Genomic DNA, 20,697 nt, shown 5'->3' with positions numbered 1-20,697 from the left:
ATCCCTCGAGCTGGCGCCGGCGGCAATCCGCTCATGCGCCGGTGGGCGGCCCCGAGGCCCGCGGTTCATTTGCACCAATGTACAAATGATTAGGTCCCGTCAACAAATCAAAGTCGTCGCTCTTAGCGAATGACGGCCCGTCGAAGATGACGACCCGTCCCCGAACGGCGGACCGACTGCCCGAATGGTAAAATCTTCCTCAAAACCCCGTCGGGCCCGCCGGCCGGGAAAAAGCAGCATTTTCCGGCCGCTTCTGCCAGGAAGTATGCATTGGGAACAAACCTCGCACCCGAATTGTCGCGGATTTAACGAAGCGCCGGCCCCTGCCGCTTAACCGTTTGTCCAGCGACGGCCGTGCATAGTCCGGGTCAACCCGTTGCTCTTGCCAGGTTCATTCATTGTGACATCTTTTGGACGCGTGATTTCGGTTCGCGGATCGCTCGCCCGGGTCGGGCTGCTGGCCGAAAGCCGCATGCCGGTCTCGGAAGTGCGGGCCACTGTCGGCCGGTTCGTCAGTATCCGCTGCGCCAGCTCGGTCATCGTCGCGATGATCACCGAGGTGTCCTGCGAAAACCTGTCGAGCAACGACAATTTGATCGCCATCGCCTCGGTCGACCTGCTGGGCGAAATCCTCAACGCGACCGGCAAGGCCAAATTCCAGCGCGGCGTCACCAACTATCCGACAATCGGCGATTCCGTCGATCTGATCACGAGCCAGGAGCTGCGCACGATCTACGCGCCGACCGGCTCCGACCAGATCAATGTCGGCTTCCTCCAGCAGGACAGCTCCGTCGTCGCCTATGTCGACATCGAGGAAATGCTCTCCAAGCACTTTGCAGTGCTGGGATCGACCGGCGTCGGCAAATCGACCGGTGTGTCGCTGTTGCTCAACGAGATCCTTAAGGCGCGCCCGAACCTGCGCATCTTCCTGCTCGATGTGCACAACGAATATGGCCGCTGCTTCGGGGACCGCGCGCTGGTGCTCAATCCGCGCAATTTGAAACTGCCATTCTGGCTGTTCAATTTCGAGGAAATCGTCGACGTGCTGTTCGGCGGCCGCGCCGGCGTGCCCGAGGAGCTCGACGTCCTCGCAGAAGTCATTCCGCTCGCCAAGGGCGTCTATACCCAGTACCAGAACGCCGATCGCATTGGCCTGAAGCGCATCGATCCCAAGCAGATCGGCTACACCGTCGATACGCCGGTGCCCTATCGCCTGGTCGATCTGATGTCGCTGATCGATGAGCGCATGGGCAAACTCGAGAACCGCTCCTCGCGCATCATCTATCACAAGCTGATCTCCCGCATCGAGGCGGTCCGCAACGACCCGCGCTACGCCTTCATGTTCGACAACGCCAACGTCGGCGGTGACACCATGGCCGAGGTGATCAGTCATCTGTTTCGCCTGCCGGCGAACGGCAAGCCGATGACCGTGATGCAGCTCGCCGGCTTCCCGGCCGAAGTCATCGATTCCGTCGTCTCGGTGCTTTGCCGCATGGCCTTCGACTTCGGCCTGTGGAGCGACGGCGTTTCGCCAATGCTGTTCGTCTGCGAAGAGGCTCACCGCTACGCCTCCGCCGATCGTAATGTGGGCTTCGGGCCGACCCGCAAGGCGGTGTCGCGCATCGCCAAGGAAGGCCGCAAATACGGCGTTTATCTCGGCCTCATCACCCAGCGTCCGGCCGAGCTCGACGCCACTATCATCTCCCAGTGCAACACGCTGTTCACGATGCGTCTTGCCAACGAGCGCGACCAGGCGCTGCTGCGCGCCGCGGTGTCGGATGCCGCCGCCAACCTGCTTTCGTTCGTGCCGTCGCTCGGCACCCGCGAAGTGCTGGCATTCGGCGAAGGTGTCGCGCTGCCGACGCGGCTGCGCTTCAAGGAGGTGCCGCCGCATCAATTGCCGCGCGGCGAAGCCACCATCAGCAGCGTACCATCCGTCACCTCCGGTTACGACATGCATTTCGTCGGCGCCGTGCTCGAGCGCTGGCGCGGTGCCACCTCGCAGCGCGACGTGCCGAACGATCCGGTGTTCTCGGCGCCGCCCGCGAAGACGCTCTCCAACGTCGAAGCCCCGATGCTGCAACCGTCGATGGGGCTGGATCCGGACCGCTTCTCGCTGCTGAAGAAGCCGCTGCGGTAAAGCAACGCTCGTTTTCCAGCTCCGGCATTGCGAGCCTGGCGTCACGTTGAGCATAGCGCCGGCATCGACTATGGTTGCCGGCCCCAAGCCGGAATCCATGCCCATGACAAAGCCCGCGCAACGCTTCTCCGCTCCCGCCCTCGATGCGCTGCCTGACGACATCCGCACGCGTCTCCTCGGCGTGCAGGAGAAGAGCGGCTTCGTGCCGAACGTGTTCTTGACGCTGGCCCACCGCCCGGACGAGTTCCGCGCCTTCTTCGCCTACCACGACGCGCTGATGGAGAAGGACGGCGGCCTCACCAAAGCCGAACGCGAGATGATCGTGGTCGCGACCTCGGCGGCGAATCAGTGCCAATATTGCGTGATTGCGCATGGCGCGATCCTGCGTATCCGCGCGAAGAACCCGCTGATCGCCGACCAGATCGCCACGAACTACCGCAAGGCCGACATCACGCCGCGGCAAAAGGCGATGCTCGACTTCGCGATGAAGGTCTCGGCCGATGCGCAGCGGATTTCCGAGGATGATTTCACCGCGCTCGCGCCGCATGGCTTCAGCGACGACGACATCTGGGATATCGCCGCAATCTCCGCCTTCTTTGCGTTATCGAACCGGCTGGCGAATTTCACCGGCATGCGGCCGAATGACGAATTCTATTTGATGGGACGGCTGCCGAAGAAATGAGTGACCGCCGCGACTGCGGAAGGATCGCCGGCAGTCCAGCGGATGAGTTCCCGTTTGACGGGAACTCTGCGTTTTCGCAATCGCACACGTTTAATTAAGAATCTCACCCTCAACTAGCACAAACGCTTTGGCACAACTTGCGCAGTTTCCGTCACCGGAGACGCTGATGAGTCGTGCCTGTTGGGGGCTTCTCATGAACGTGCGGGCATTTGTTATCGCGACCTGTATTGGCACGGCATTCTTCGCGGCCGGATACGCATGGAACTATCAGCCCGACTTCATCGACGCGAGCGAGATATGGAGCATGTTCGAATCGGAGCATGGCAAGGCGCGGGCTGCCGTCTTACGCGTCCTCATTGCGCCGAATTCAGCTCACTTCAACGGCCTGCGAACGATCGATGCAGACAGGGGAAGATACGTATGCGGCTCCGTAAAGGCGATGGATAAAGAGAGGCAGTATGTCGAGGTCGCGTTCGTTTACACCGTCGCGATCGATTTTGCCCGTATCGACGACGACGGGCGGATGACGTCGCAGCGCTCTGCTTACAAGCCCTGCCCAGCCGCGGCCGATGACAAAATTGCCGACCAGAACACGCTGATATCGCCAGGCGCGCTGTCGATGATCAAGACCGTCGAAAAAATCATCCCCAAGTCCAACGGCGGAACGATGGAACAACAGCTTGGCCAGCTGGCCGGACAGACAGCGGCGGTCGCGCCAGGTTTGGCGGCCCCGCAGAGATCGGCCGGCTCATCGGGTTCGGCAGCGTTTGCAGGGGCAGGACGGGCGCCAGTAGCACAGCATTCAAGTTCGGGCGTGGAGGGGCGACAAGCAGATGAATTGACGTGGCGTGTCGATCAGCCGCCGGCCGCATGGCCGACCTTCCCCTCGGACCATCCGCTGGCGAAATTGGTGCAGAAGCGGACGGGCGCCGAGGCCCTGGCTTTCGCGAAAGATATCGAGGCTCGCTGGGAGGAAGCCAAATCCTCCGGGGTTCCGGCCAGGCGTCCTTCGACTGAGGAGATCAAGGAAGCATGCCGCGCGCTACTTGCGATTGATCCCACGGACAAGGATTATCCGCGGGCCTGGGCCGCCTTTGTCCGCTTGCGCAAAATCGATCGCGACGCTGCTGGTTGAAGGCCTCGCTCAGGCCTTTCGCCGCAGGCTCCAAAGGCTCCCGAGAGCCACGACGGCGGTCATGAGCAGGATGGCGACGAAGGTTTGGATGATCGTGAAGTTCAGGGCGTCACGCGCGACGAACAGCGCGGTGACGGCTCCGGCAAACACAAACAGAATGCGAAGAATCAGACTCATCATCATGTCTCCAGACGGCATGATCCGGAGCCACCCGGCGACGCGGATGCGCAAGGCTGGTTCGGCGGTCATGCCGGCGGACCTTACCGGCCGGCATCAAAGCCTGTTTGCGATACGTCAAGCGCGCTTCGCCGCTACGCAAGCGGGCTCGGACCGCCCCTCGCACGCTGTGGCGGCATCGCAACTGCGCTGCCTGCGGCTGCGCAGCACTGGGCGCTGGACTAGCGCTTCGCCATCAACTCGAGCGCCGGGGCAAAGCGCTCGGAAAATGTCAATCGTCTTGGCATGGTGTACTGCGGCAAACGATGCCGAGATCCCGGCTGAAGCGACCACGAGCAGGGCACCGGCGAAAACCAGACGGCGCATTTCGGCCTCCTGTATGACCTCGACGACACCAACAGATGACACGGCTTTGTTTCAGCACCGCTTCGCGCGGACAGAGGGATGGTTTCGCTCAAGAGACTGTGATCGGATCCGGTCTGTGGCGCCGCATGCCGTACCGATGTGAGCGTTGCGCCTAATCATCCTCCGCCGGTCCGCACCAGCCGGGCAGATAGATCGCATCCTTGCTCTTGGCTGAGGACATCGCCTTCTCGAGCGCCTTGTCAAAATTGGCGTCCACAGCCTTGCGCGACAGCTTTCTGCGCAGATAATCGGCCCACAGGAATTCGGAGAACGGCGTGGTGTCCTTGGCGAAGCCGCCCATGCGGCGCAGCTCGCCGGCAAGGCTCCGGAAGGGATCGTCCTTGAGATCGACGACGGATTTCGGCAAATCGCGGAACGGCCGCCGTTCGCCCTTGGCGTCGTAGGGATAGACCCAGCGCTTATTGTCCATCACGCCCCAGAACGCTTCGCGCTTGACCATCCTGAGGTCGCCGATGATGGTAACCAGCACCTCCTTAACGCCCTCGTCGTGCAGCGCGCGACCGAGATGATGATGGTCGATCACGTAGTAGCGCTCGTCGGGGCCGTGCACGACGGGGATCATATGCTTGCCGAGCAGATCGGCCTGCTTCTTCTTGTCGTGCTCGCGCCAGCGCTTGCGCTTCTCCTTGACCTCGCGCATCCCGACCGTCATCTGCGTCGGCCGCAGCGACAGGATCGACACCGGATGCACTCTCGGTTCGCGCGTATTGGTCATGGTCGCAAGGCCCTTAACATGGTTGCAGCTGCGTGATCAGGTTCCCTGAACTATGGCATGGCCCTCGCGCCGGCAAATGCATTCGGCTGGGTGGAGGTTTTTGCATCGCACCCTCTGCATGTCGGGGACGACGGTTCCGCGGTCATTCGTTCGCAGCCCCGCAGGATAGTGCGAACGCGCAATGCACGTGCGCGTTGAGAAGATTTTCTGCAACGCGTTCACCACCTATGCTATCTAAAAATCGCTGCTTCGGAGTGATCCCTGCACCATGACAACCCAGCGGCCCATAAGCTCGGATGACGAGCACCGGGTGCTCCAGTTCAGGCCGCGCACCTCGCCTTCCCCGACGGGCTACCGCGGCAATGCTACCGTGCAGAAATTGCGCGTCGCGCCCGAGCCGCTCGACCTGTCGCGCTACGAGCAGCCCCGCCCTGGACCGGACGATTTCCGCCATCGCATGCTCGCCAACATCGCGGCGCTGGCTTTCACCATCGCACTGACCGCGATCGGGATCTGGCTTGCGGTCAGCATCGCCGACCTGCGCCGGACTCAGGATTGCGTGCTGATGGGCCGCCGCGACTGCGTCAAGATCACGACGCCGCACATCTAGGCGACGGTCCTTAGGCCGGAGCGGCTCAGCCGGGGCGTCCCCAGTCCAGTCCCCACACCCGTCCGGCTCCATTGAACTCAGGGCGGCGCTCCGATATACGGGCTTTCGACCCGGCCAGAGGGGGGTTGAGGGCGTCATCGGGGCGCGATGCCCACCCACCGTTCCACTCTGGACAATCTGACAAATATCTGCAATATATCAAAGGCTTAGTGATGTCCTCCACATTCGATCAGGTCGCTACGATCATCGCTGAAACCTGCGACATCCCGCGCGACACGATCACGCCGGATAGCCACGCCATCGATGACCTCGGCATCGACAGCCTCGATTTCCTGGACATCGCGTTCGCGATCGACAAGCAGTTCGGTATCAAGCTGCCGCTGGAAAAGTGGACCCAGGAGGTCAACGACGGCAAAGCGACCACCGAGCAGTATTTCGTGCTGAAAAACCTGTGCGCCCGCATCGACGAACTGGTTGCGGCCAAGGGCGCGAGCGCCTAAGCGCGCGGTCATGCAACTCGAATACTTCCACATGATAGATCGCGTCGTCGACCTCAACGTCGACGCGAAGACGATTGTCGTCGAGGCTCAGGTCCCGATGGAGAGCACCATCTTCGAGGGGCACTTCCCGGGCTATCCCCTGATGCCCGGCGTGCTCCTGATCGAATCGATGGCGCAGGCCTCGGGCTGGCTTCAGCTTGGCGTGCTCAAATTCGAGCGCATGCCGATCCTGGCCGCCGTCAAGGAGGCCAAGGTGCGCGGCTCGGTCTTCCCCGGCGATCTCATGAGCATCGAGGCGAGCCTTGCCCATCAGGGCTCGGGCTACGCCGTGACCGAAGCCAAGATCAAGGTCGGCGGCAAGCTGCGCGCGAATTCGACGCTGACCTTCACGCAGATTCCCTTTCCCCATGCGGATATGCGCGCCCACATGGACGCGGTCGCCAAACGCGTCGGCTTTCCGCAACAGGCCGTATCGCCATGACCGAGACTGCTTCGAAGCCCGCCCAGACGGAAGTCTGGATCACCGGCATTGGCCTGGCCACCTCGCTCGGCGAGGGCCTGGACGCCAACTGGGCCGCGCTTCAGGAGAAGCGCATCAATGTCGATGAGAAGGGCTTTGCACCCTATATCGTGCACCCCCTGATGCCTGTGACCTTCGACAGCCAGATCCCGAAGAAGGGCGACCAGCGCCAGATGGAAGCCTGGCAGCGCATCGGCACCTATGCGGCCGGGCTTGCGCTCGACTCCGCCGGAATCAAGGGCAACAAGGACATCCTGTCGAAGATCGACATGGTGGTCGCCGCCGGCGGCGGCGAGCGCGATCTCAACGTCGACACCGGCGTGCTCACGGCCGAGGCCAAGGGCGCCAATGCGCCCGGCTTCCTCAACGAGCGGCTGATGAGCGATCTCAGGCCGACGCTGTTCCTGGCCCAGCTCTCCAACCTGCTCGCCGGCAACATCGCCATCGTGCACGGCATTGGCGGCACCTCGCGCACCTTCATGGGTGAAGAGGTTGCCGGCGCCGATGCCGCCCGTATTGCATTGTCGCGCATCGCCTCCGGCGAGAGCGACATCGCGCTGATCGGCGGCTCGCACAATGGCGAGCGCAAGGACCTGATGGTCCTCTACGAATTCGGCGACTTCAATCTCAAGGACAAGTTCGCACCCGTGTGGGCGCGCAAGGACCACGCCGGCTTCGCGCTCGGCTCGGCTGGCGCGTTTCTGGTGCTGGAATCGAAGGCGCATGCGGAAGCGCGGGGCGCAAAGCCATTCGCGAAGCTGTCGAGCGTCGTTGCCGACCTTGCCCGGCGCAAGACTCCCGGCGACATGGCCGCGACGCTGGAGAAGCTTTGGGCAAAGTTGCCGAAGCGCGACGGCAAGGGCGCGATCATATCCGGTGCGACCGGCGCTGAGCCGGCGACATCAGAAGAGCACGGCTTCCTGAAGGGCCACGCCGAGTTCCCGGTGCGCTCGACCGGCACGATGTTCGGCCACACCATGGAGACGCAATTCCCACTCGGCATCGCACTCGCCGCGCTGTCGATCTCTCGCGGCGCGCTGTTTCCGCCGAACGATTCCACGGGCACCGAGATTGAAATGCAGGGAGCGCCCACCCAGATTGTGGTGGTGGGGGCCGGACACTGGCGCGGCGAAGGCATGGCGCTGGTCGAGGCAGTAAGCTAAAGCGTGTTGCGCTTTTGGCAGGTTATTGTTTGGGCATGATCTTCTCGGAAAACCGCGTCACGCTTTTTCGGATCATGCTCCAGCTCAAGCGGGGATCGACATGACTGCACCACGCGACAAACTCGGGCGCCCCGTCGTCGTCGTCACCGGCATGGGCATCATGACCTCGCTCGGCAACGGCAAGACCGACAATTGGGCGAAGCTCGTCGCCGGCGAATCCGGCATCCGCACCATCACACGCTTTCCGGTGGACGGCCTGAAAACGACGATGGCCGGCACGGTGGATTTCGTCAGCGTCGATCCGTTCTCCTCCACCGGCCTGTCCGAGCGGATGGCCGAACTGGTGACGCAGGAGGCGCTGGACCAAGCCGGCATCGGCGCCAAGGCGGATTTCCCGGGTCCTCTCTTCCTTGCGGTCGCACCTGTCGAAGTCGAATGGCCGCAGCGCCGCGAGCTCGGCCGCGCCGTTGGTAAGCTCGACTTCAATTACGACGATCTGCTGCGCATCTCCGGCGGCGGCAAGTACAGCGCCTATCACCACCGCTTCATGTTCGGTTCGGTCGCCGCCTACCTCGCCGAGACTTTCGGCACCAAGGGCTCGCCGATCTCGTTGTCGACGGCCTGCGCTTCGGGCGCGACCTCGATCCAGCTCGGCGTCGAGGCGATCCGCCGCGGCGAAACTGATGCTGCGCTGTGCGTGGCGACCGACGGCACCGTGAACCCGGAGGCGCTGGTGCGCTTCTCGCTGCTCTCGGCGCTGTCGACCCAGAACGATCCGCCGCAGGCGGCCTCCCGTCCCTTCTCCAAGAACCGCGACGGTTTTGTCATGGCCGAAGGCGCCGGTGCGCTGGTGCTCGAAAGCTATGAAGCGGCCACCGCGCGCGGCGCAAAAATCCTCGGCGTGATCGCCGGCTGCGGCGAACTCACCGATTCCTTCCATCGCACCCGCTCGTCGCCCGACGGCAAGCCGATCATCGGCTGCATGAACAAGACGCTGGCCGACGCCGGCATGACGCCGGACCAGATCGACCACATCAACGCGCACGGCACCGCGACGCCCGAGAACGACAAGATGGAGTACAATACGACATCGGCCGTGTTCGGCGATCTCGTCTCGAAGATTCCGGTCACCTCCAACAAGTCGATGGTCGGCCACACCATCTCGGCCGCCGGCGCGGTCGAGGCGATCTTCTCGCTGCTGACGCTGGAGCATCAGCGCATCCCGCCGACGATCAACTACGACAATCCGGATCCCACGATCCTGTTCGACGTCGTCGGCAACAAGGCACGCGATGCCCGCGTCACCGCAGTGATGTCGAACTCGTTTGGCTTCGGCGGCCAGAACGCCTCGCTGATCCTGACCCGCGAACCGGCCTGAACCGGACGCATGGCGCTGCTTCCTGCGAGAACGAAGGCCCGCGCGCGGGAGACGGCCAAATCGATCGGTGGAGGCCTGATCGGCGCTGCCACCGTCGGCATGTTGCGCACCACGCGTTATTTCGATCCGGCCAAGACCTCGGAGTTTTTCGCACGCGTCACCAGGCTGATCGGGCCGCGCCTGCGCGAGCACCGCATCGGCCGCGCCAATCTCACCGCGGGGTTTCCGGACAAGTCGCCCGAGGAAATCGAATCCATCCTGATGGGCGTCTGGGACAATCTCGGTCGCGTCGGCGCCGAATTCGCCCATATGGACCACGTCTGGGATTACGACCGCGATCATCCGGAAAACAGTCGGATCGAACTGCCCAGCCGCAGCATCGAGTTGTTCGATCAAATCCGCGACGACGGCAAGCCGGCGCTGATCTTCGCCGCGCATCTGGCCAATTGGGAATTGCCGGCGCTCGCCGCGGTCGCACACGGGCTCGATGCGGCAATCCTCTACCGCCGCCCGAATATCGCCTCCGCCGACCGCATCATCCAGGAGATGCGCCAGGTCAACATGGGCACGCTGATCCCGGCGGGGCGCGACGCGCCGCTGCGGCTTGCGCAGGCGCTCAAGGACGGCAAGCACGTCGCGATGCTGATCGACCAGTATCTGACCGGCGGCGTCGAGGTCACCTTTTTCGGCCGCAAGACTCGCGCCAATCCGATGCTGGCGCGCCTGTTGCGCCAGGTCGAATGCCCGATCCACGGCGTCCGCGTCATCCGCCTTCCCGGCGGCCGCTTCACTGCCGAGATCACCGAAGAGGTCCAGCCGGTGCGCGACGCTGACGGCAGGATCGACATCCAGGGCACCACCCAGGCGATCACCAGCGTGGTGGAAGGCTGGGTCCGCGAGCATCCCGAGCAGTGGCTGTGGCTACACCGACGGTGGCGGTGATCTTGTTTGGTCATTGCGAGCGAAGCGAAGCAATCCAGACTCCCTCTGCGGAAAGATTCTGGATTGCTTCGTCGCTTCGCTCCTCGCAATGACGGGCGCGATTACCGTCCCGTCTTCACCCTGGTCCAGAGCCTATTGATGACCCGCTGGGTCGCCGGCTCGCGGGCCGTGATAACGAACAGCTTTGCGAGCGTTGCCTCGTCCGGATAGATATTCTTGTCGTTCAATATTTTCGGATCGACCAGCTTCTGGCTGGCGAGGTTGCCGTTGGCGTAGGACAGGAAGTCCGTATTCTTGGCGGCCACGTCCGGACGGTAGAGATAGTTGATCAGCTCGTAGACTTCCGCGACGTTCTTCGCATCGGCGGGGATCGCGAGATTGTCGAAGAACATCTGCGCGCCCTCCTTCGGGATGGCGTAGCCGATCTCGATGCCGCTCTTGACTTCGGCAGCGCGGGCGCGGGCCTGCATGATGTCGCCGGACCAGCCGACCACGAAGCAGATCTCGCCGGTGGCGAGCGCGCTTAGATATTCGGACGAATGAAACTTGCGCACGGAGGGCCGCACCTTGGCGACGACATCGGCGGCCTTCTCGAGCTCGGCCTGCTTGGTCGAGTTCGGATCGAGCCCAAGATAATTCAACGCCGCCGGAAAGATGTCGTCGGCGGAATCGAGCATGTGCACGCCGCAGTCTTTGAATTTTGCGAGGTTCTCCGGCTTGAACACGATGTCCCAGCTATCGATCTTCGCATCCGCTCCGAGAATCTGCTTCAGCTTGGCGACGTTGTAGCCGATGCCCGTCGTGCCCCACATGTAATTGGCGGCGTAGACATTGCCGGGGTCGTAGATCGCGAGACGTTCGGTCACCACCGGCCAGGCATTGGCCAGGTTCGGCAGCTTCGACTTGTCGAGCTTCTGGAAGATGTTGGCCTTGATCTGGCGCTGGAGGAAATAGGCGGTGGGCACCACGACGTCATAGCCGGACTTGCCGGCCATCAAACGCGTCTCCAGGGTCTCGTTGGCGTCAAAAGTGTCGTAGACCACCTTGATGCCGGTCTCCTTGGTGAAGGCCTCGAGGACGTCGGGGGCCACGTAGTTCGACCAGTTGTAGAAGTTGACGACCCGCTCCTCGGCCCCTGCGGGGGCGGAGAGCAACGTCAGCGCGGCGGCGATCGCGAGGCCAAAACCAAAGCGGCTGACGATCGTCATCTCCTACCTCTTGCGCCCGCGCACCGCGTCCGACAGCCGCTCCAGCGCGGTATCGAGCGTCTCGTCCTTCTTGGCAAAGCAGAAGCGCACCACCGAGGTCACAGGATCCTGCTCGTAGAAGGCCGACACCGGGATTGCCGCGACCTTGTAGTCCTTCACAATCCGCCAGCAGAACTCGGTGTCGCTCTCGTTCAGCCCCAGCGGCGACAGGTCAACGGTGAGGAAGTAGGTGCCCTGCGACTTCAGCACCGGGAAGCCGAGGCTCTCCAGTCCCTTGGCGAGACGGTCCCTGCTCCGCGCCAGGTCCTTGCGCATCGACAGGAAATACTCGTCCGGCTTGCCGAGGCCGTAGGCGACGGCGGCCTGGAGGTTCGGCGCGGTGGTGAAGGTCAGGAACTGGTGCACCTTGGCGGCAACGCGCAGCAGCGGCGGCGCGGCGCAGACGAAGCCGATCTTCCAGCCCGTCAGCGAAAAAATCTTGCCGGCCGAACCGACCTTGATGGTGCGGTCGCGCATGCCGGGGATGGTGATCAGCGGGATGTGCTTGTGCTCGTCGAAGGTGACGTGCTCCCAGACCTCGTCGCAGATCGCGATGACGTCGAACTCCTGGCAGTAGCGCGCCAGCAGCTCGAGGTCCTCGCGCGGAAACACCACCGCGGACGGATTCAGGGGGTTGTTGAAGAGCACCGCCTTGGTCTTTGAATTGAAGACGCTTTTCAGCATGTCCTCATTCAGCCGCCAATGCGGCGGCTCAAGCCGGACCAGGCGCGGAATGCCGCCGGCCTGGCGAATGATCGGCAGATAGGAATCGTACACCGGCTGGAAGCACACCACTTCGTCACCGGGCTGGACCACGGCGAGGATGGCCGAGGTCAGGGCCTCGGTGCCGCCGGAGGTCACCATCACCTCGCTCATCGGATCGAGCTTGAGGCCGTGCCAGTGGCCGTAATGGGTCGCGATCGCCTGGCGCAGTTCCGGCAGGCCCATCATCGACGGGTACTGGTTGTAGCCGTTCAGCGAGGCATCGGCCGCGGCGCGGCGGATGTCCTCGGGGCCGGGATCATCGGGGAAGCCCTGCCCGAGATTGATGGCGGCATTGTCGCGCGCGGCTTGCGACATTGCCTCGAAGATGGTGACGGGAAGGTCCGCGAAGACCTTGTTGAGGGACGAGCTCTTGGACATCGGCGGGGTCAGCCGCCGACCTTGCTGGGAAGACCCGCCGCCTTCCAGCCGAGCATGCCTCCGGCCAGATGCTTGTCGTAAGGCAGGCCCGCGGCCTGCGCCGCCAGCGAGGCCGTCACCGAACGCTTGCCCGAGCGGCAGGCGAACACGACCTCCTTACCCTCGGGATCGGGGATCGCTTTGGGATCGAAGGTCGAGAGCGGCACGACCACGCCGTAGGGATAAGCCTCGGCCTCGACCTCGTTCGGCTCGCGCACGTCGACGAGGAGATAGCGCCCTTCCGCGACACCCTTGGAGACCTCGTCCGGGGTCAGATCCTGTACTTGATTTGCCACATCATCCTCCAACGTCGCGGGCCGCTGCCGGGGCGATCCCGGCGGCCGGCAACCTCGCCTCTCGGCCGGTGAAAATCAAGCGCTACAAAGGCTTGAGCTGCCTTGCGCAAGTTAAAGCTAAATCGCAGCGACTTGAAGCGCGACCTTCAGGATGCCTGAAGCTCCTGCTTCACACCCTCACCGCTAACTCGGTGTCATTCCCCGCGAAAGCGGGGAATCCAGTACGCCGCGGCCTCCCCGTATCTACGCACGGTCTCTGGATACTGGATCGCCCGGTCAAGCCTGGCGATGACAGCGGCGAGCTAAATGGTCACCTGGGTGCCGACCTCGACGACGCGGCCGGAGGGGATCTGGAAATAGTCGGTTGCGTCGTTGGCGGAACGGCTGAGCGAGATAAACAGCCGGTCCTGCCAGCGCGGCATGCCGGAATGGGCGGCCGGCTTGAGCGCCCTCCGCGACAGGAAGAACGAGGTCGACATGATGTCGAACTGCCAGCCGAGCTTGCGGGCGATCGCCAGCGCCTTCGGCACGTTGGGCGATTCCATGAAGCCGAACTTCAGCGTCACCTTGGAGAAGGTCGGCGAGATCTGCTCCAGCTTCACCCGCTCGGCCGGATCGATGCGCGGGGTCTGTGCGGTCTCGATGGTGAGAATGACGTTCTTCTCGTGCAGCACCTTGTAGTGCTTCAGACTGTGCATCAGCGCGGTCGGGGCGCTGAGGGGATCGCTGGTCAGGAACACGGCGGTGCCGGGCACGCGTTGCGGCGGCCGCTTCTCGAGCATCGCCACGAGGTCGGCGAGCGGGAATTCGAGCTTGCGCGACTTCTCGAACAGCAGCCGGCTGCCGCGCCGCCACGTGTACATCAGGATGATCATGAGCGCGCCGAGCGCCAGCGGCACCCAGCCGCCCTCGAGTACCTTGAGCAGATTGGCGGCCAGGAAGGTGAGGTCAAGGAACAGGAACGGCGCGATCAGGGCGGCAGCCGTGAACGGCGACCACCGCCAGACCTTCCAGATCACCACGAAGCCCATCATCGCCGTGACCACCATGGTCCCGGTGACGGAGATGCCGTAGGCCGAGGCCAGCGCACTGGAGGAGCGGAACAAGAGCACCAGCAGGACCACCGCGACCAGCAGGAGCTGGTTGATGCGCGGGATGAAGATCTGGCCCGAATGGGCTTCGGACGTATGGCGAATTTCAAACCGCGGCAACAGACCGAGCTGGATCGCCTGACGCGTCAGCGAATAGGCACCGGTGATGACCGCCTGGCTCGCGATGACAGTTGCGGCCGTCGCCAGCACGACCATGCAGCCGCGGAAAAAACCTTGCGGAAAGAGCTGGAAGAACGGGCTCACGATCGCGCCGGGGTCGCCGAGCACGAGGGCGCCCTGCCCCAGATAGTTCAATGCCAGCGACGGCACCACGATGAACAGCCAGGCGGTCTGGATCGGTCGCTTGCCGAAATGGCCGAGGTCGGCATAGAGCGCCTCGGCACCGGTGACCGCCAGGAACACCGCGCCGAGCGTCACGAACCCGATGATGCCGTGGTGAATCATGAAGGACACGGCGTAAAGCGGATTCAGCGCGAACAGCACCTGCGGCTGCTCGATGATCGGGTGGATCGCCGCGATCGCGATCACAGCGAACCAAACGCACATGATCGGGCCAAAGAAGGCGGCGACGCGAGCGGTGCCGCGGGACTGCACGGCAAACAGACCGACCAGGATGATCACGGTCAGCGGTACGATGTAGGGCTCGAAGTGCAGCGTGATGTCCTTCATGCCTTCGATCGCCGACAGCACCGAGAGTGCCGGCGTGATCACGGCGTCGCCATAGAACAGGGCTCCGGAAATGATGCCGAGCATGACGATGGTTGTTCCGCGGGTGCCGACTGCGCGCTGGGCCAGCGCCATCAGCGCCAACGTGCCGCCCTCGCCGTTGTTGTCGGCTCGGAGCAGGATCACGACGTATTTGAGCGTCACCACGACGATGAGCGCCCACAGGATCAGGGAGAGCACGCCGAGCACGGCTGCCGGCGGCACCCCCTCCGCGCCAGAGGCCGCCATGACGGCTTCGCGGAACGCGTAGAGCGGGCTGGTGCCGATATCGCCATAGACGACGCCGATGCTGCCGAGTGTCAGCGCACCGAAACGGGCGGTGGTGTGGGCATCGCCATGCCCATTGGCCGCCGCCGTTTCCGGGGCGGAAATCGCTACATCACTTGTCATGGGAGAGCCTGATGGCCTCTAAAAATGCTTCACTGCACAACGGCAGAAGGGCGCGCGGCTTATAGGCCTGCGCTACCGGCATAGCCTAGCCCGATTTCGGGGCTTAGGCATGCAATTTCGCATAGCTTCGCCGACCGCCTCTTAGATGGTGACCTGGGTTCCGACTTCAACCACCCGTCCGGTGGGAATCTGGAAATAGTCGGTGGCGTCGTTGGCGGACCGGCTCAGTGCGATGAACAAATGGTCCTGCCAAAGCGGCATGCCGGACTGCGCCGACGCCTTCAGTGAGCGCCGGGACACGAAGAACGACGTCGACATGATGTCGAACTGCCAGCCCTGCTTGCGCGCGATTGCAAGCGCCTTGGGCACATTCGGCTGCTCCATGTAACCGAAGCGCAGGCGGACCTTGAAGAACTTGTCGCTGATCTTCTCCATCCGGAAACGCTCCGACAGATCAACCCGCGGCGTATGCGCGGTCTCGATGGTCAGGACCACGTTGTGCTCGTGCAGCACCTTGTTGTGCTTGAGATTGTGCAGCAGCGCGGTCGGCACGAAGGAAGGATCGCTGGTCAGGAACACCGCGGTGCCCTTGACGATATGCGGCGGCCGCTTCTCCAGGCTCCGGATCAGATCGTCCAGCGGCACCTCGATGCGGCGCGTTTTCTGGATCAGGATCCCCGACCCTCGCCGCCAGGTCCAGATTGTCCCGGCCATGATGACGCCGAACAGCAGCGGCACCCAGGCGCCTTCCAGCAGCTTCAGAAGGTTCGCGCTGAAGAAGCTGATGTCGACCACGACGAAGGGCAGGATCACGGCTGCGGCCGTCGCGGCGCGCCAGTTCCACAATTTCCAGATCACGATGAAGCCCATGATGCCGTCGGCAACCATGGTGGTGGAGACCGCGATGCCGTAGGCGGATGCCAGGTTGCTGGGGGTGTGGAACAACAGCACCAGCAGCATCACACCGATCAGGAGCAGCCGGTTTACCCGCGGCAGATAGATCTGGCCGGCGTGGGTTTCCGAGGTGAAGCGCACCTCGAAGCGTGGCAGGAGGCCGAGCTGCACGGCCTGATAGACCAGCGAATAGGCTCCGGTGATCACCGCCTGGCTCGCGATCACGGTCGCGGCGGTCGCAAGCCCGACCAGCGGCAGCACGAAGTGCTCGGGCACCATGCGGTAAAAGGAATGTTCGATCGCGCTGGGATCGGACAGCACCAGCGCGCCCTGCCCGAAATAGTTGATCAGGAGAGCAGGCAGCACGAAGAACATCCAGGCCGACTGGATCGGCTTGCGGCCGAAATGGCCCAGATCTGCGTAGAGCGCCTCACCGCCGGTCACCGCCAGGAACACCGCGCCCAGCGTCACCAGGCCGATCGTGCCGTGCGACAGCAGGAATTGCAGCGCGTAATAGGGATTGATCGCAGCGAGTACCGACGGATCGTCGGCGATGTGAATGGCGCCCAGCACGGCAAGAACGGTGAACCAGACGACCATCACCGGCCCGAAGGCCGAGGCCACGAGCGCCGTCCCCTTGCTCTGGACCGCGAACAGCAGCGCCAGGATGAGAACGGTCAGGGGAACGACATAGTGCTCGAAGGCAGGAGTTGCGAGCTTCAGACCCTCGACCGCCGACAGCACCGAGATCGCCGGCGTAATCATGGAATCGCCGATGAACATGGAGGCGCCGACGACGCCGAGCGCCGTCAGGAACCAGCTTCGCCGCCCGAGCGCGCGCTGACCGAGCGCCATGAGGGAAAGAGTGCCACCCTCCCCGTTGTTGTCGGCGCGCAGCAGCAGCAGAACGTATTTGGCGGTGACGACGATCAGCAGCGCCCAGAGGATCAGCGAGAGCACGCCGAGCACCATGACCCGCGAGACCGGCTGGCCATGAGCCGCGCCCCTGACCGCCTCGTGGAATGCGTAGAGTGGCGACGTGCCGATGTCGCCGAAGACGACGCCGATGCTCCCGAGCGTCAGGCCCCAGAAACCAGAGGTGACCGGCCCGTCCTGAGCTTCGGTCGATGTGATGCTCGCCGTCATATGAAACTGGAACGCTTCTGCCCGAGAATTGATCCGGCGCCTTTTGACGGTTCCGGCGCCCCTGTCAATCGGCACATCACCATAGCAGGCGCCGGGGCAGATGCTGTGACGCCGCAGCAACGGTCATCGCCCACGCGACGACATGCCTCAGGTACGATGGTGGCACAAGAGCCCTGAGCCTTTCCGTTCCGATTGAAGCGGAACGGGCTCTACATCCTTGTTTTGTCGCGTCTTCTTCAGACGAAGCGGCGTCCACCTCGCTCGGAGACGCCCTAAGGCTTCAGATTCGGCGGCAGCGGCGGATCTTCACGCATCAGGGTGATGGTCACCCGCCGGTTGGCAGCGAGCGACGGATCGTCCGGGAACAGCGGCTGGGTGTCCGCCTTGCCAGAGACGGCAAAGACATGGGCGCCCGGCAGGCCCTCGCGTTCGAGGATCTGACGCACGGCATTGGCGCGGTCGGCCGACAGGTCGAAGGCGCCGTAGTCGCTGCGGGTCGGCACAAATCCAGCCGCGGTGTGGCCGGCGATGGAGACGCGCAGCGGCGTCGCCTTGAGCGGGACAGCGAGCTTTTCGATCAGACGGCGGGTGCGGTCATAAGGCACTTTGGAGCCGTCGGCGAACATCGAGCGGCCGTCCTGGTCCACGATCTCAAGGTTGAGGCCCTGCTTGGTCTCCTCGAACATGATGTGCTTGGACATCTCGGTCAGTTCCGGCATGTCCTGCAACGCCTGCCGCAGCGAGGCCGCCGCCAGCGCAAAATTGCGGTCTACCTTGATCTTCGCGCCCGACGTGCGGTCACGATCCTCCTGGTCCGGCGTCGGCGTGTTGGAGGAGTCCTCAGGCTGAATGTGATCGACGTTCTTCAGCCGAGGGCGGGTCGGCAGGCCGTCGGACTCGACGATGCCGGAGTAGCGCGCTTCGGTCTGGACACCAAAGGCGTCGCGCATGGAGCCCGCGACGACCTTCAGCTTGTTGGCATCCTGAGTCGAGAACGCGACGAGCATCACGAAGAAGCTCATCATCAGGCCCATCAGGTCGGCGAAGGTCACGAACCAGCCGTGACCGCCTCCGTGTGAATCGCCGCGCTTCTTCTTGGCCATATCTCAAATCCCGGCGGGCAGAATCAGGCCGGAACCGGCTCGCCTTCGGCGTGGCGGTGCTTCTCGGGCAGATAGGCCAGCAGCATTTCGCGGACCAGCGTCGGACTCTTGGAGTCGCGGATCATCAGGATGCCGTCGATGATCAGCGTGCGGTTGGTCTCTTCGTCCAGGAGCTTGCCATGCAGCTTGTCCGCGATCGGGGTACAGAACAGGTTGGCGACCAGCGCGCCGTAGAGAGTCGCGAGCAGCGCGGTCGCCATGAACGGGCCGAGCTTTGACGGGTCGGTCATGTTGGCGAACATCTGCACCATGCCGATCAGCGTGCCGACCATGCCAAAGGCCGGGGCGCAGTCGCCGATGGCGCGGTAGATCTTGCTGCCTTCGTCCAGATGCATCAGGAAATTGTCGCGGTCGCGCTCGAGATTGTCGCGAATGAAATCGAGGTCGTAGCCGTCGGCGACGTAGCGGATGCCCTTGGCCAGGAACGGCTCGTCGGTCTCTACTTTTTCCAGCCCCACCGGGCCCTGCTTGCGGGCGATCTCGGCGATGCGGGCGAGCTCGTCGACCAGATCGTGCGCCGACAGACGGCTCATTGTGAAGGCAAATTTGGCGCCGAGCGGCAGGCCATGGATCAGCGTCGAGAGCGGAAAGCGGATCATGGTCGCAGCCGTCGAGCCGCCGAAGATGATGATCATCGCATGCTCGGAGACGAACATGTGGAGATCGCCGCCCAGCAGCATCATCGTCGCGATGACGATAATGCCCGCCACGAGCCCGATGCTCGTCATGATATCCATGGGAGACTCCAACGCGAACGCAACAACGGCCGTCCTGGCCGATGGCGCGGCCCAACCCCGAACCGCATCGGAGACCCTAGTGAGCCGCGATTAAAGACGCGTAAAGGTTAAGTTGAGCCGGCGCGCCCGGCGGCCGCAGCGCGCTGAAAGGCGCCGGCTTTTGCCGACTGCCGACAGGCATTTCAACATTTTGCTAACCATACGGCGCCGCGCGCACCCATCACCGTGCGTGCGCGAAAGCTTCGGCTGCGGCCCTGCGCCACATCGGGCGCGACCGATCAGTTGGTATTCTGGACCGGACCGGCCCCTCATGGCGGAAGGCATCGCAATGGTGACGCTGTTCAGTCTTCTCACCGCGCTTCCCGCAGTGCTGGCGCTCCACATGCTCGAACCCGAGCTCGTCTTGCCGGCATTCAGCGTGCTGCTCTTTGTCGAGGCGGCCCTGGCCGTGATCGCAGCGTGCCTGATCCAGATGCCGGACAATGCGGAAGATATCACGCTGTGGGATTTTGCCGGCGGCTTCACCTTGATCGGATGCGCTGCCGCGGTATTCGGCGAGCCGGACCAAGCCGCCCTGTTCCTAACGGACCAGGGCGGCCTGCGAGCGGCGTCGCAGCCTTAGGTCGTTCCGGTGCGCCCGTTAGTGGATTTCCGCCGAGCGCTTCAGTGCGGCCTTCAGCTTCTCCAGCGAGAAGTCGGGGCTGCGGGCGATTTCGAGGATCGGCGTCTCGCGGCGGCCGCAGAGCTCGGCGGCCTCGGGCAGCTTTGCGGCAATGTCGCGCGGGATCACGATGGCGCCGTGCAGATCGGCGTGGATCAGGTCGTCCGACTTCACGGTCATGCCGGCAACGCGCACCTCGCCGCCAAAGCTCTCCGCATGTACCCAGGCATGCGACGGGCCGATCGAGCCGGCCAGCGCCTGGAATCCAGGTGCCCATTGCGGGATGTCGCGGATCGAGCCGTCGGTGATGACGCCGAGGCAGCCGAGCGCCTTGTGCACGTTGCTCTGCACCTCGCCCCAGAACGCACCGTAGCCGACGTCGGGACCGTCGATGTCCTGGATCACCGAGATGCGCGGACCGTGGCCGGTCCCGACATATTCGTAATAGTCGATGCGGCGCTTGGACTGCTCTTCCGGCGGTAGCGAATTTTTCAGCACCGAGCGGATCGCGACCGTGCGGGCGTAGCCGACGATCGGCGGCAGATCGGGAAATGGGCAGACCAGTGGCTTGGTGGTGTAGCCGATCAGCCGGCGCTCGGGCGCCACGATCTCCATGGCATTGCAGATCGTCGGGGTGTCATAGCGGCCCAGCGCTTCGAGGACGGAAGCGGGCAGCGGCCCGGTCGCAGTATTCGTCACGGCGTTCTCTCCCAGATTGGCGGCCGCTGTTGGCGCGGTGCCGCCGGCACCTGGCG

The 20,697-nt window shown here is 63.6% G+C and carries 20 protein-coding genes; 10 read left to right on the top strand and 10 right to left on the bottom strand.

Features of this window, described 5'->3' with window-relative positions:
• Window positions 1–400: 400 nt before the first annotated feature.
• The 3 genes from ABIB66_RS04415 to ABIB66_RS04405 all read left to right on the top strand — a co-directional run bounded on the left by ABIB66_RS04415 (window position 401) and on the right by ABIB66_RS04405 (window position 3,957).
• Window positions 401–2,140 (top strand): ATP-binding protein, encoded by a 1,740-nt coding sequence (locus ABIB66_RS04415; protein WP_354254187.1) that lies wholly within the window; start codon window positions 401–403, stop codon window positions 2,138–2,140.
• 103 nt (window positions 2,141–2,243) lie between these two features.
• Window positions 2,244–2,822 carry a peroxidase-related enzyme gene (locus ABIB66_RS04410; protein ID WP_354204279.1) on the top strand — a complete coding sequence of 193 codons (579 nt, stop codon included), beginning with the start codon at window positions 2,244–2,246 and terminating at the stop codon, window positions 2,820–2,822.
• Between the two features lie 193 nt (window positions 2,823–3,015).
• Window positions 3,016–3,957, top strand: coding sequence for a hypothetical protein (locus tag ABIB66_RS04405; protein ID WP_354254185.1), 942 nt, complete (start codon window positions 3,016–3,018; stop codon window positions 3,955–3,957).
• Window positions 3,958–3,966: 9 nt separating this feature from the next.
• On the opposite strand, the gene ABIB66_RS04400 is transcribed toward ABIB66_RS04405, so the two are convergent.
• Together ABIB66_RS04400 and ABIB66_RS04395 are read right to left on the bottom strand one after the other, a co-directional pair.
• Window positions 3,967–4,206, bottom strand: a complete 240-nt coding sequence (locus ABIB66_RS04400; protein ID WP_275167416.1) for a hypothetical protein — start codon at window positions 4,204–4,206, stop codon at window positions 3,967–3,969.
• 445 nt (window positions 4,207–4,651) lie between these two features.
• Window positions 4,652–5,275, bottom strand: a complete 624-nt coding sequence (locus tag ABIB66_RS04395; protein WP_354204285.1) for a ParB-like protein — start codon at window positions 5,273–5,275, stop codon at window positions 4,652–4,654.
• Between the two features lie 268 nt (window positions 5,276–5,543).
• Here ABIB66_RS04395 and ABIB66_RS04390 point away from each other — a divergent pair, with 268 nt between their 5' ends.
• The 6 genes from ABIB66_RS04390 (at window position 5,544) to ABIB66_RS04365 (ending at window position 10,388) form a co-directional block, all read left to right on the top strand.
• Window positions 5,544–5,885, top strand: a complete 342-nt coding sequence (locus ABIB66_RS04390; protein WP_354204287.1) for a hypothetical protein — start codon at window positions 5,544–5,546, stop codon at window positions 5,883–5,885.
• A 212-nt stretch (window positions 5,886–6,097) separates the two neighbouring features.
• Complete coding sequence (locus ABIB66_RS04385; RefSeq protein WP_007592476.1) at window positions 6,098–6,385, top strand: acyl carrier protein; 288 nt, start codon at window positions 6,098–6,100, stop codon at window positions 6,383–6,385.
• Window positions 6,386–6,395: 10 nt separating this feature from the next.
• Window positions 6,396–6,866 (top strand): 3-hydroxyacyl-ACP dehydratase FabZ family protein, encoded by a 471-nt coding sequence (locus tag ABIB66_RS04380; RefSeq protein WP_007608856.1) that lies wholly within the window; start codon window positions 6,396–6,398, stop codon window positions 6,864–6,866.
• Window positions 6,863–8,068 carry a beta-ketoacyl-ACP synthase gene (locus tag ABIB66_RS04375; protein ID WP_354055606.1) on the top strand — a complete coding sequence of 402 codons (1,206 nt, stop codon included), beginning with the start codon at window positions 6,863–6,865 and terminating at the stop codon, window positions 8,066–8,068. Before ABIB66_RS04380 ends, ABIB66_RS04375 begins: the two co-directional genes overlap by 4 nt.
• A 100-nt stretch (window positions 8,069–8,168) precedes the next feature.
• Entirely contained in the window at window positions 8,169–9,446 is a 1,278-nt protein-coding gene (locus ABIB66_RS04370; protein WP_027569448.1) for a beta-ketoacyl-ACP synthase, read from the top strand.
• A 9-nt stretch (window positions 9,447–9,455) separates the two neighbouring features.
• The gene (locus ABIB66_RS04365; RefSeq protein ID WP_354204290.1) at window positions 9,456–10,388 is read left to right on the top strand and encodes a lipid A biosynthesis lauroyl acyltransferase; all 933 of its coding nucleotides are present in this window, start codon (window positions 9,456–9,458) and stop codon (window positions 10,386–10,388) included.
• 101 nt (window positions 10,389–10,489) lie between these two features.
• Here the strand turns inward: ABIB66_RS04365 and ABIB66_RS04360 are convergent, their stop codons facing one another.
• From ABIB66_RS04360 to ABIB66_RS04330, 7 genes are all read right to left on the bottom strand, one after another.
• Entirely contained in the window at window positions 10,490–11,596 is a 1,107-nt protein-coding gene (locus tag ABIB66_RS04360) for a polyamine ABC transporter substrate-binding protein (protein WP_354204292.1), read from the bottom strand.
• A gap of 3 nt (window positions 11,597–11,599) precedes the next feature.
• Complete coding sequence (locus ABIB66_RS04355; RefSeq protein WP_275167422.1) at window positions 11,600–12,778, bottom strand: aminotransferase; 1,179 nt, start codon at window positions 12,776–12,778, stop codon at window positions 11,600–11,602.
• 8 nt (window positions 12,779–12,786) lie between these two features.
• Window positions 12,787–13,113 (bottom strand): rhodanese-like domain-containing protein, encoded by a 327-nt coding sequence (locus ABIB66_RS04350; protein ID WP_063996571.1) that lies wholly within the window; start codon window positions 13,111–13,113, stop codon window positions 12,787–12,789.
• A 302-nt stretch (window positions 13,114–13,415) separates the two neighbouring features.
• Window positions 13,416–15,341: a potassium transporter Kup gene (locus ABIB66_RS04345; protein WP_354254183.1), complete on the bottom strand. Its 1,926-nt coding sequence runs from the start codon at window positions 15,339–15,341 to the stop codon at window positions 13,416–13,418.
• A 141-nt stretch (window positions 15,342–15,482) separates the two neighbouring features.
• Window positions 15,483–17,381, bottom strand: coding sequence for a potassium transporter Kup (locus tag ABIB66_RS04340; RefSeq protein WP_354204297.1), 1,899 nt, complete (start codon window positions 17,379–17,381; stop codon window positions 15,483–15,485).
• A 272-nt stretch (window positions 17,382–17,653) separates the two neighbouring features.
• A complete protein-coding gene (locus ABIB66_RS04335) occupies window positions 17,654–18,484 on the bottom strand; it encodes an OmpA/MotB family protein (protein ID WP_007608835.1) in 831 nt (276 codons plus the stop codon).
• Between the two features lie 23 nt (window positions 18,485–18,507).
• Complete coding sequence (locus ABIB66_RS04330) at window positions 18,508–19,281, bottom strand: motility protein A (RefSeq protein ID WP_275167425.1); 774 nt, start codon at window positions 19,279–19,281, stop codon at window positions 18,508–18,510.
• A gap of 328 nt (window positions 19,282–19,609) precedes the next feature.
• On the opposite strand from ABIB66_RS04330, the gene ABIB66_RS04325 reads away from it, so the two are divergent.
• Window positions 19,610–19,903 carry a hypothetical protein gene (locus ABIB66_RS04325; RefSeq protein ID WP_354204573.1) on the top strand — a complete coding sequence of 98 codons (294 nt, stop codon included), beginning with the start codon at window positions 19,610–19,612 and terminating at the stop codon, window positions 19,901–19,903.
• Window positions 19,904–19,921: 18 nt separating this feature from the next.
• Here the strand turns inward: ABIB66_RS04325 and ABIB66_RS04320 are convergent, their stop codons facing one another.
• Window positions 19,922–20,641 carry an RraA family protein gene (locus ABIB66_RS04320; RefSeq protein WP_354055620.1) on the bottom strand — a complete coding sequence of 240 codons (720 nt, stop codon included), beginning with the start codon at window positions 20,639–20,641 and terminating at the stop codon, window positions 19,922–19,924.
• Window positions 20,642–20,697: the final 56 nt, after the last annotated feature.

This window comes from Bradyrhizobium sp. F1.13.3, from assembly GCF_040548265.1.
In the GTDB taxonomy this organism is placed as follows: domain Bacteria; phylum Pseudomonadota; class Alphaproteobacteria; order Rhizobiales; family Xanthobacteraceae; genus Bradyrhizobium.
The sequence above is the reverse complement of the archived record's forward strand: the minus strand, read 5'-3'. Positions and strand labels throughout refer to the sequence as shown.

Bases quoted from the DNA above. Each gene is read 5' to 3' on its own strand.
- ABIB66_RS04390 (WP_354204287.1), top strand. From the start codon at position 5,544: ATGACAACCCAGCGGCCCATAAGCTCGGATGACGAGCACCGGGTGCTC.
- ABIB66_RS04375 (WP_354055606.1), top strand. From the start codon at position 6,863: ATGACCGAGACTGCTTCGAAGCCCGCCCAGACGGAAGTCTGGATCACC.
- ABIB66_RS04365 (WP_354204290.1), top strand. From the start codon at position 9,456: ATGGCGCTGCTTCCTGCGAGAACGAAGGCCCGCGCGCGGGAGACGGCC.
- ABIB66_RS04410 (WP_354204279.1), top strand. From the start codon at position 2,244: ATGACAAAGCCCGCGCAACGCTTCTCCGCTCCCGCCCTCGATGCGCTG.
- ABIB66_RS04405 (WP_354254185.1), top strand. From the start codon at position 3,016: ATGAACGTGCGGGCATTTGTTATCGCGACCTGTATTGGCACGGCATTC.
- ABIB66_RS04355 (WP_275167422.1), bottom strand. From the start codon at position 12,778: ATGTCCAAGAGCTCGTCCCTCAACAAGGTCTTCGCGGACCTTCCCGTC.
- ABIB66_RS04380 (WP_007608856.1), top strand. From the start codon at position 6,396: ATGCAACTCGAATACTTCCACATGATAGATCGCGTCGTCGACCTCAAC.
- ABIB66_RS04370 (WP_027569448.1), top strand. From the start codon at position 8,169: ATGACTGCACCACGCGACAAACTCGGGCGCCCCGTCGTCGTCGTCACC.
- ABIB66_RS04385 (WP_007592476.1), top strand. From the start codon at position 6,098: ATGTCCTCCACATTCGATCAGGTCGCTACGATCATCGCTGAAACCTGC.
- ABIB66_RS04325 (WP_354204573.1), top strand. From the start codon at position 19,610: ATGGTGACGCTGTTCAGTCTTCTCACCGCGCTTCCCGCAGTGCTGGCG.
- ABIB66_RS04335 (WP_007608835.1), bottom strand. From the start codon at position 18,484: ATGGCCAAGAAGAAGCGCGGCGATTCACACGGAGGCGGTCACGGCTGG.
- ABIB66_RS04395 (WP_354204285.1), bottom strand. From the start codon at position 5,275: ATGACCAATACGCGCGAACCGAGAGTGCATCCGGTGTCGATCCTGTCG.
- ABIB66_RS04400 (WP_275167416.1), bottom strand. From the start codon at position 4,206: ATGACCGCCGAACCAGCCTTGCGCATCCGCGTCGCCGGGTGGCTCCGG.
- ABIB66_RS04360 (WP_354204292.1), bottom strand. From the start codon at position 11,596: ATGACGATCGTCAGCCGCTTTGGTTTTGGCCTCGCGATCGCCGCCGCG.
- ABIB66_RS04330 (WP_275167425.1), bottom strand. From the start codon at position 19,281: ATGGATATCATGACGAGCATCGGGCTCGTGGCGGGCATTATCGTCATC.
- ABIB66_RS04345 (WP_354254183.1), bottom strand. From the start codon at position 15,341: ATGACAAGTGATGTAGCGATTTCCGCCCCGGAAACGGCGGCGGCCAAT.
- ABIB66_RS04340 (WP_354204297.1), bottom strand. From the start codon at position 17,381: ATGACGGCGAGCATCACATCGACCGAAGCTCAGGACGGGCCGGTCACC.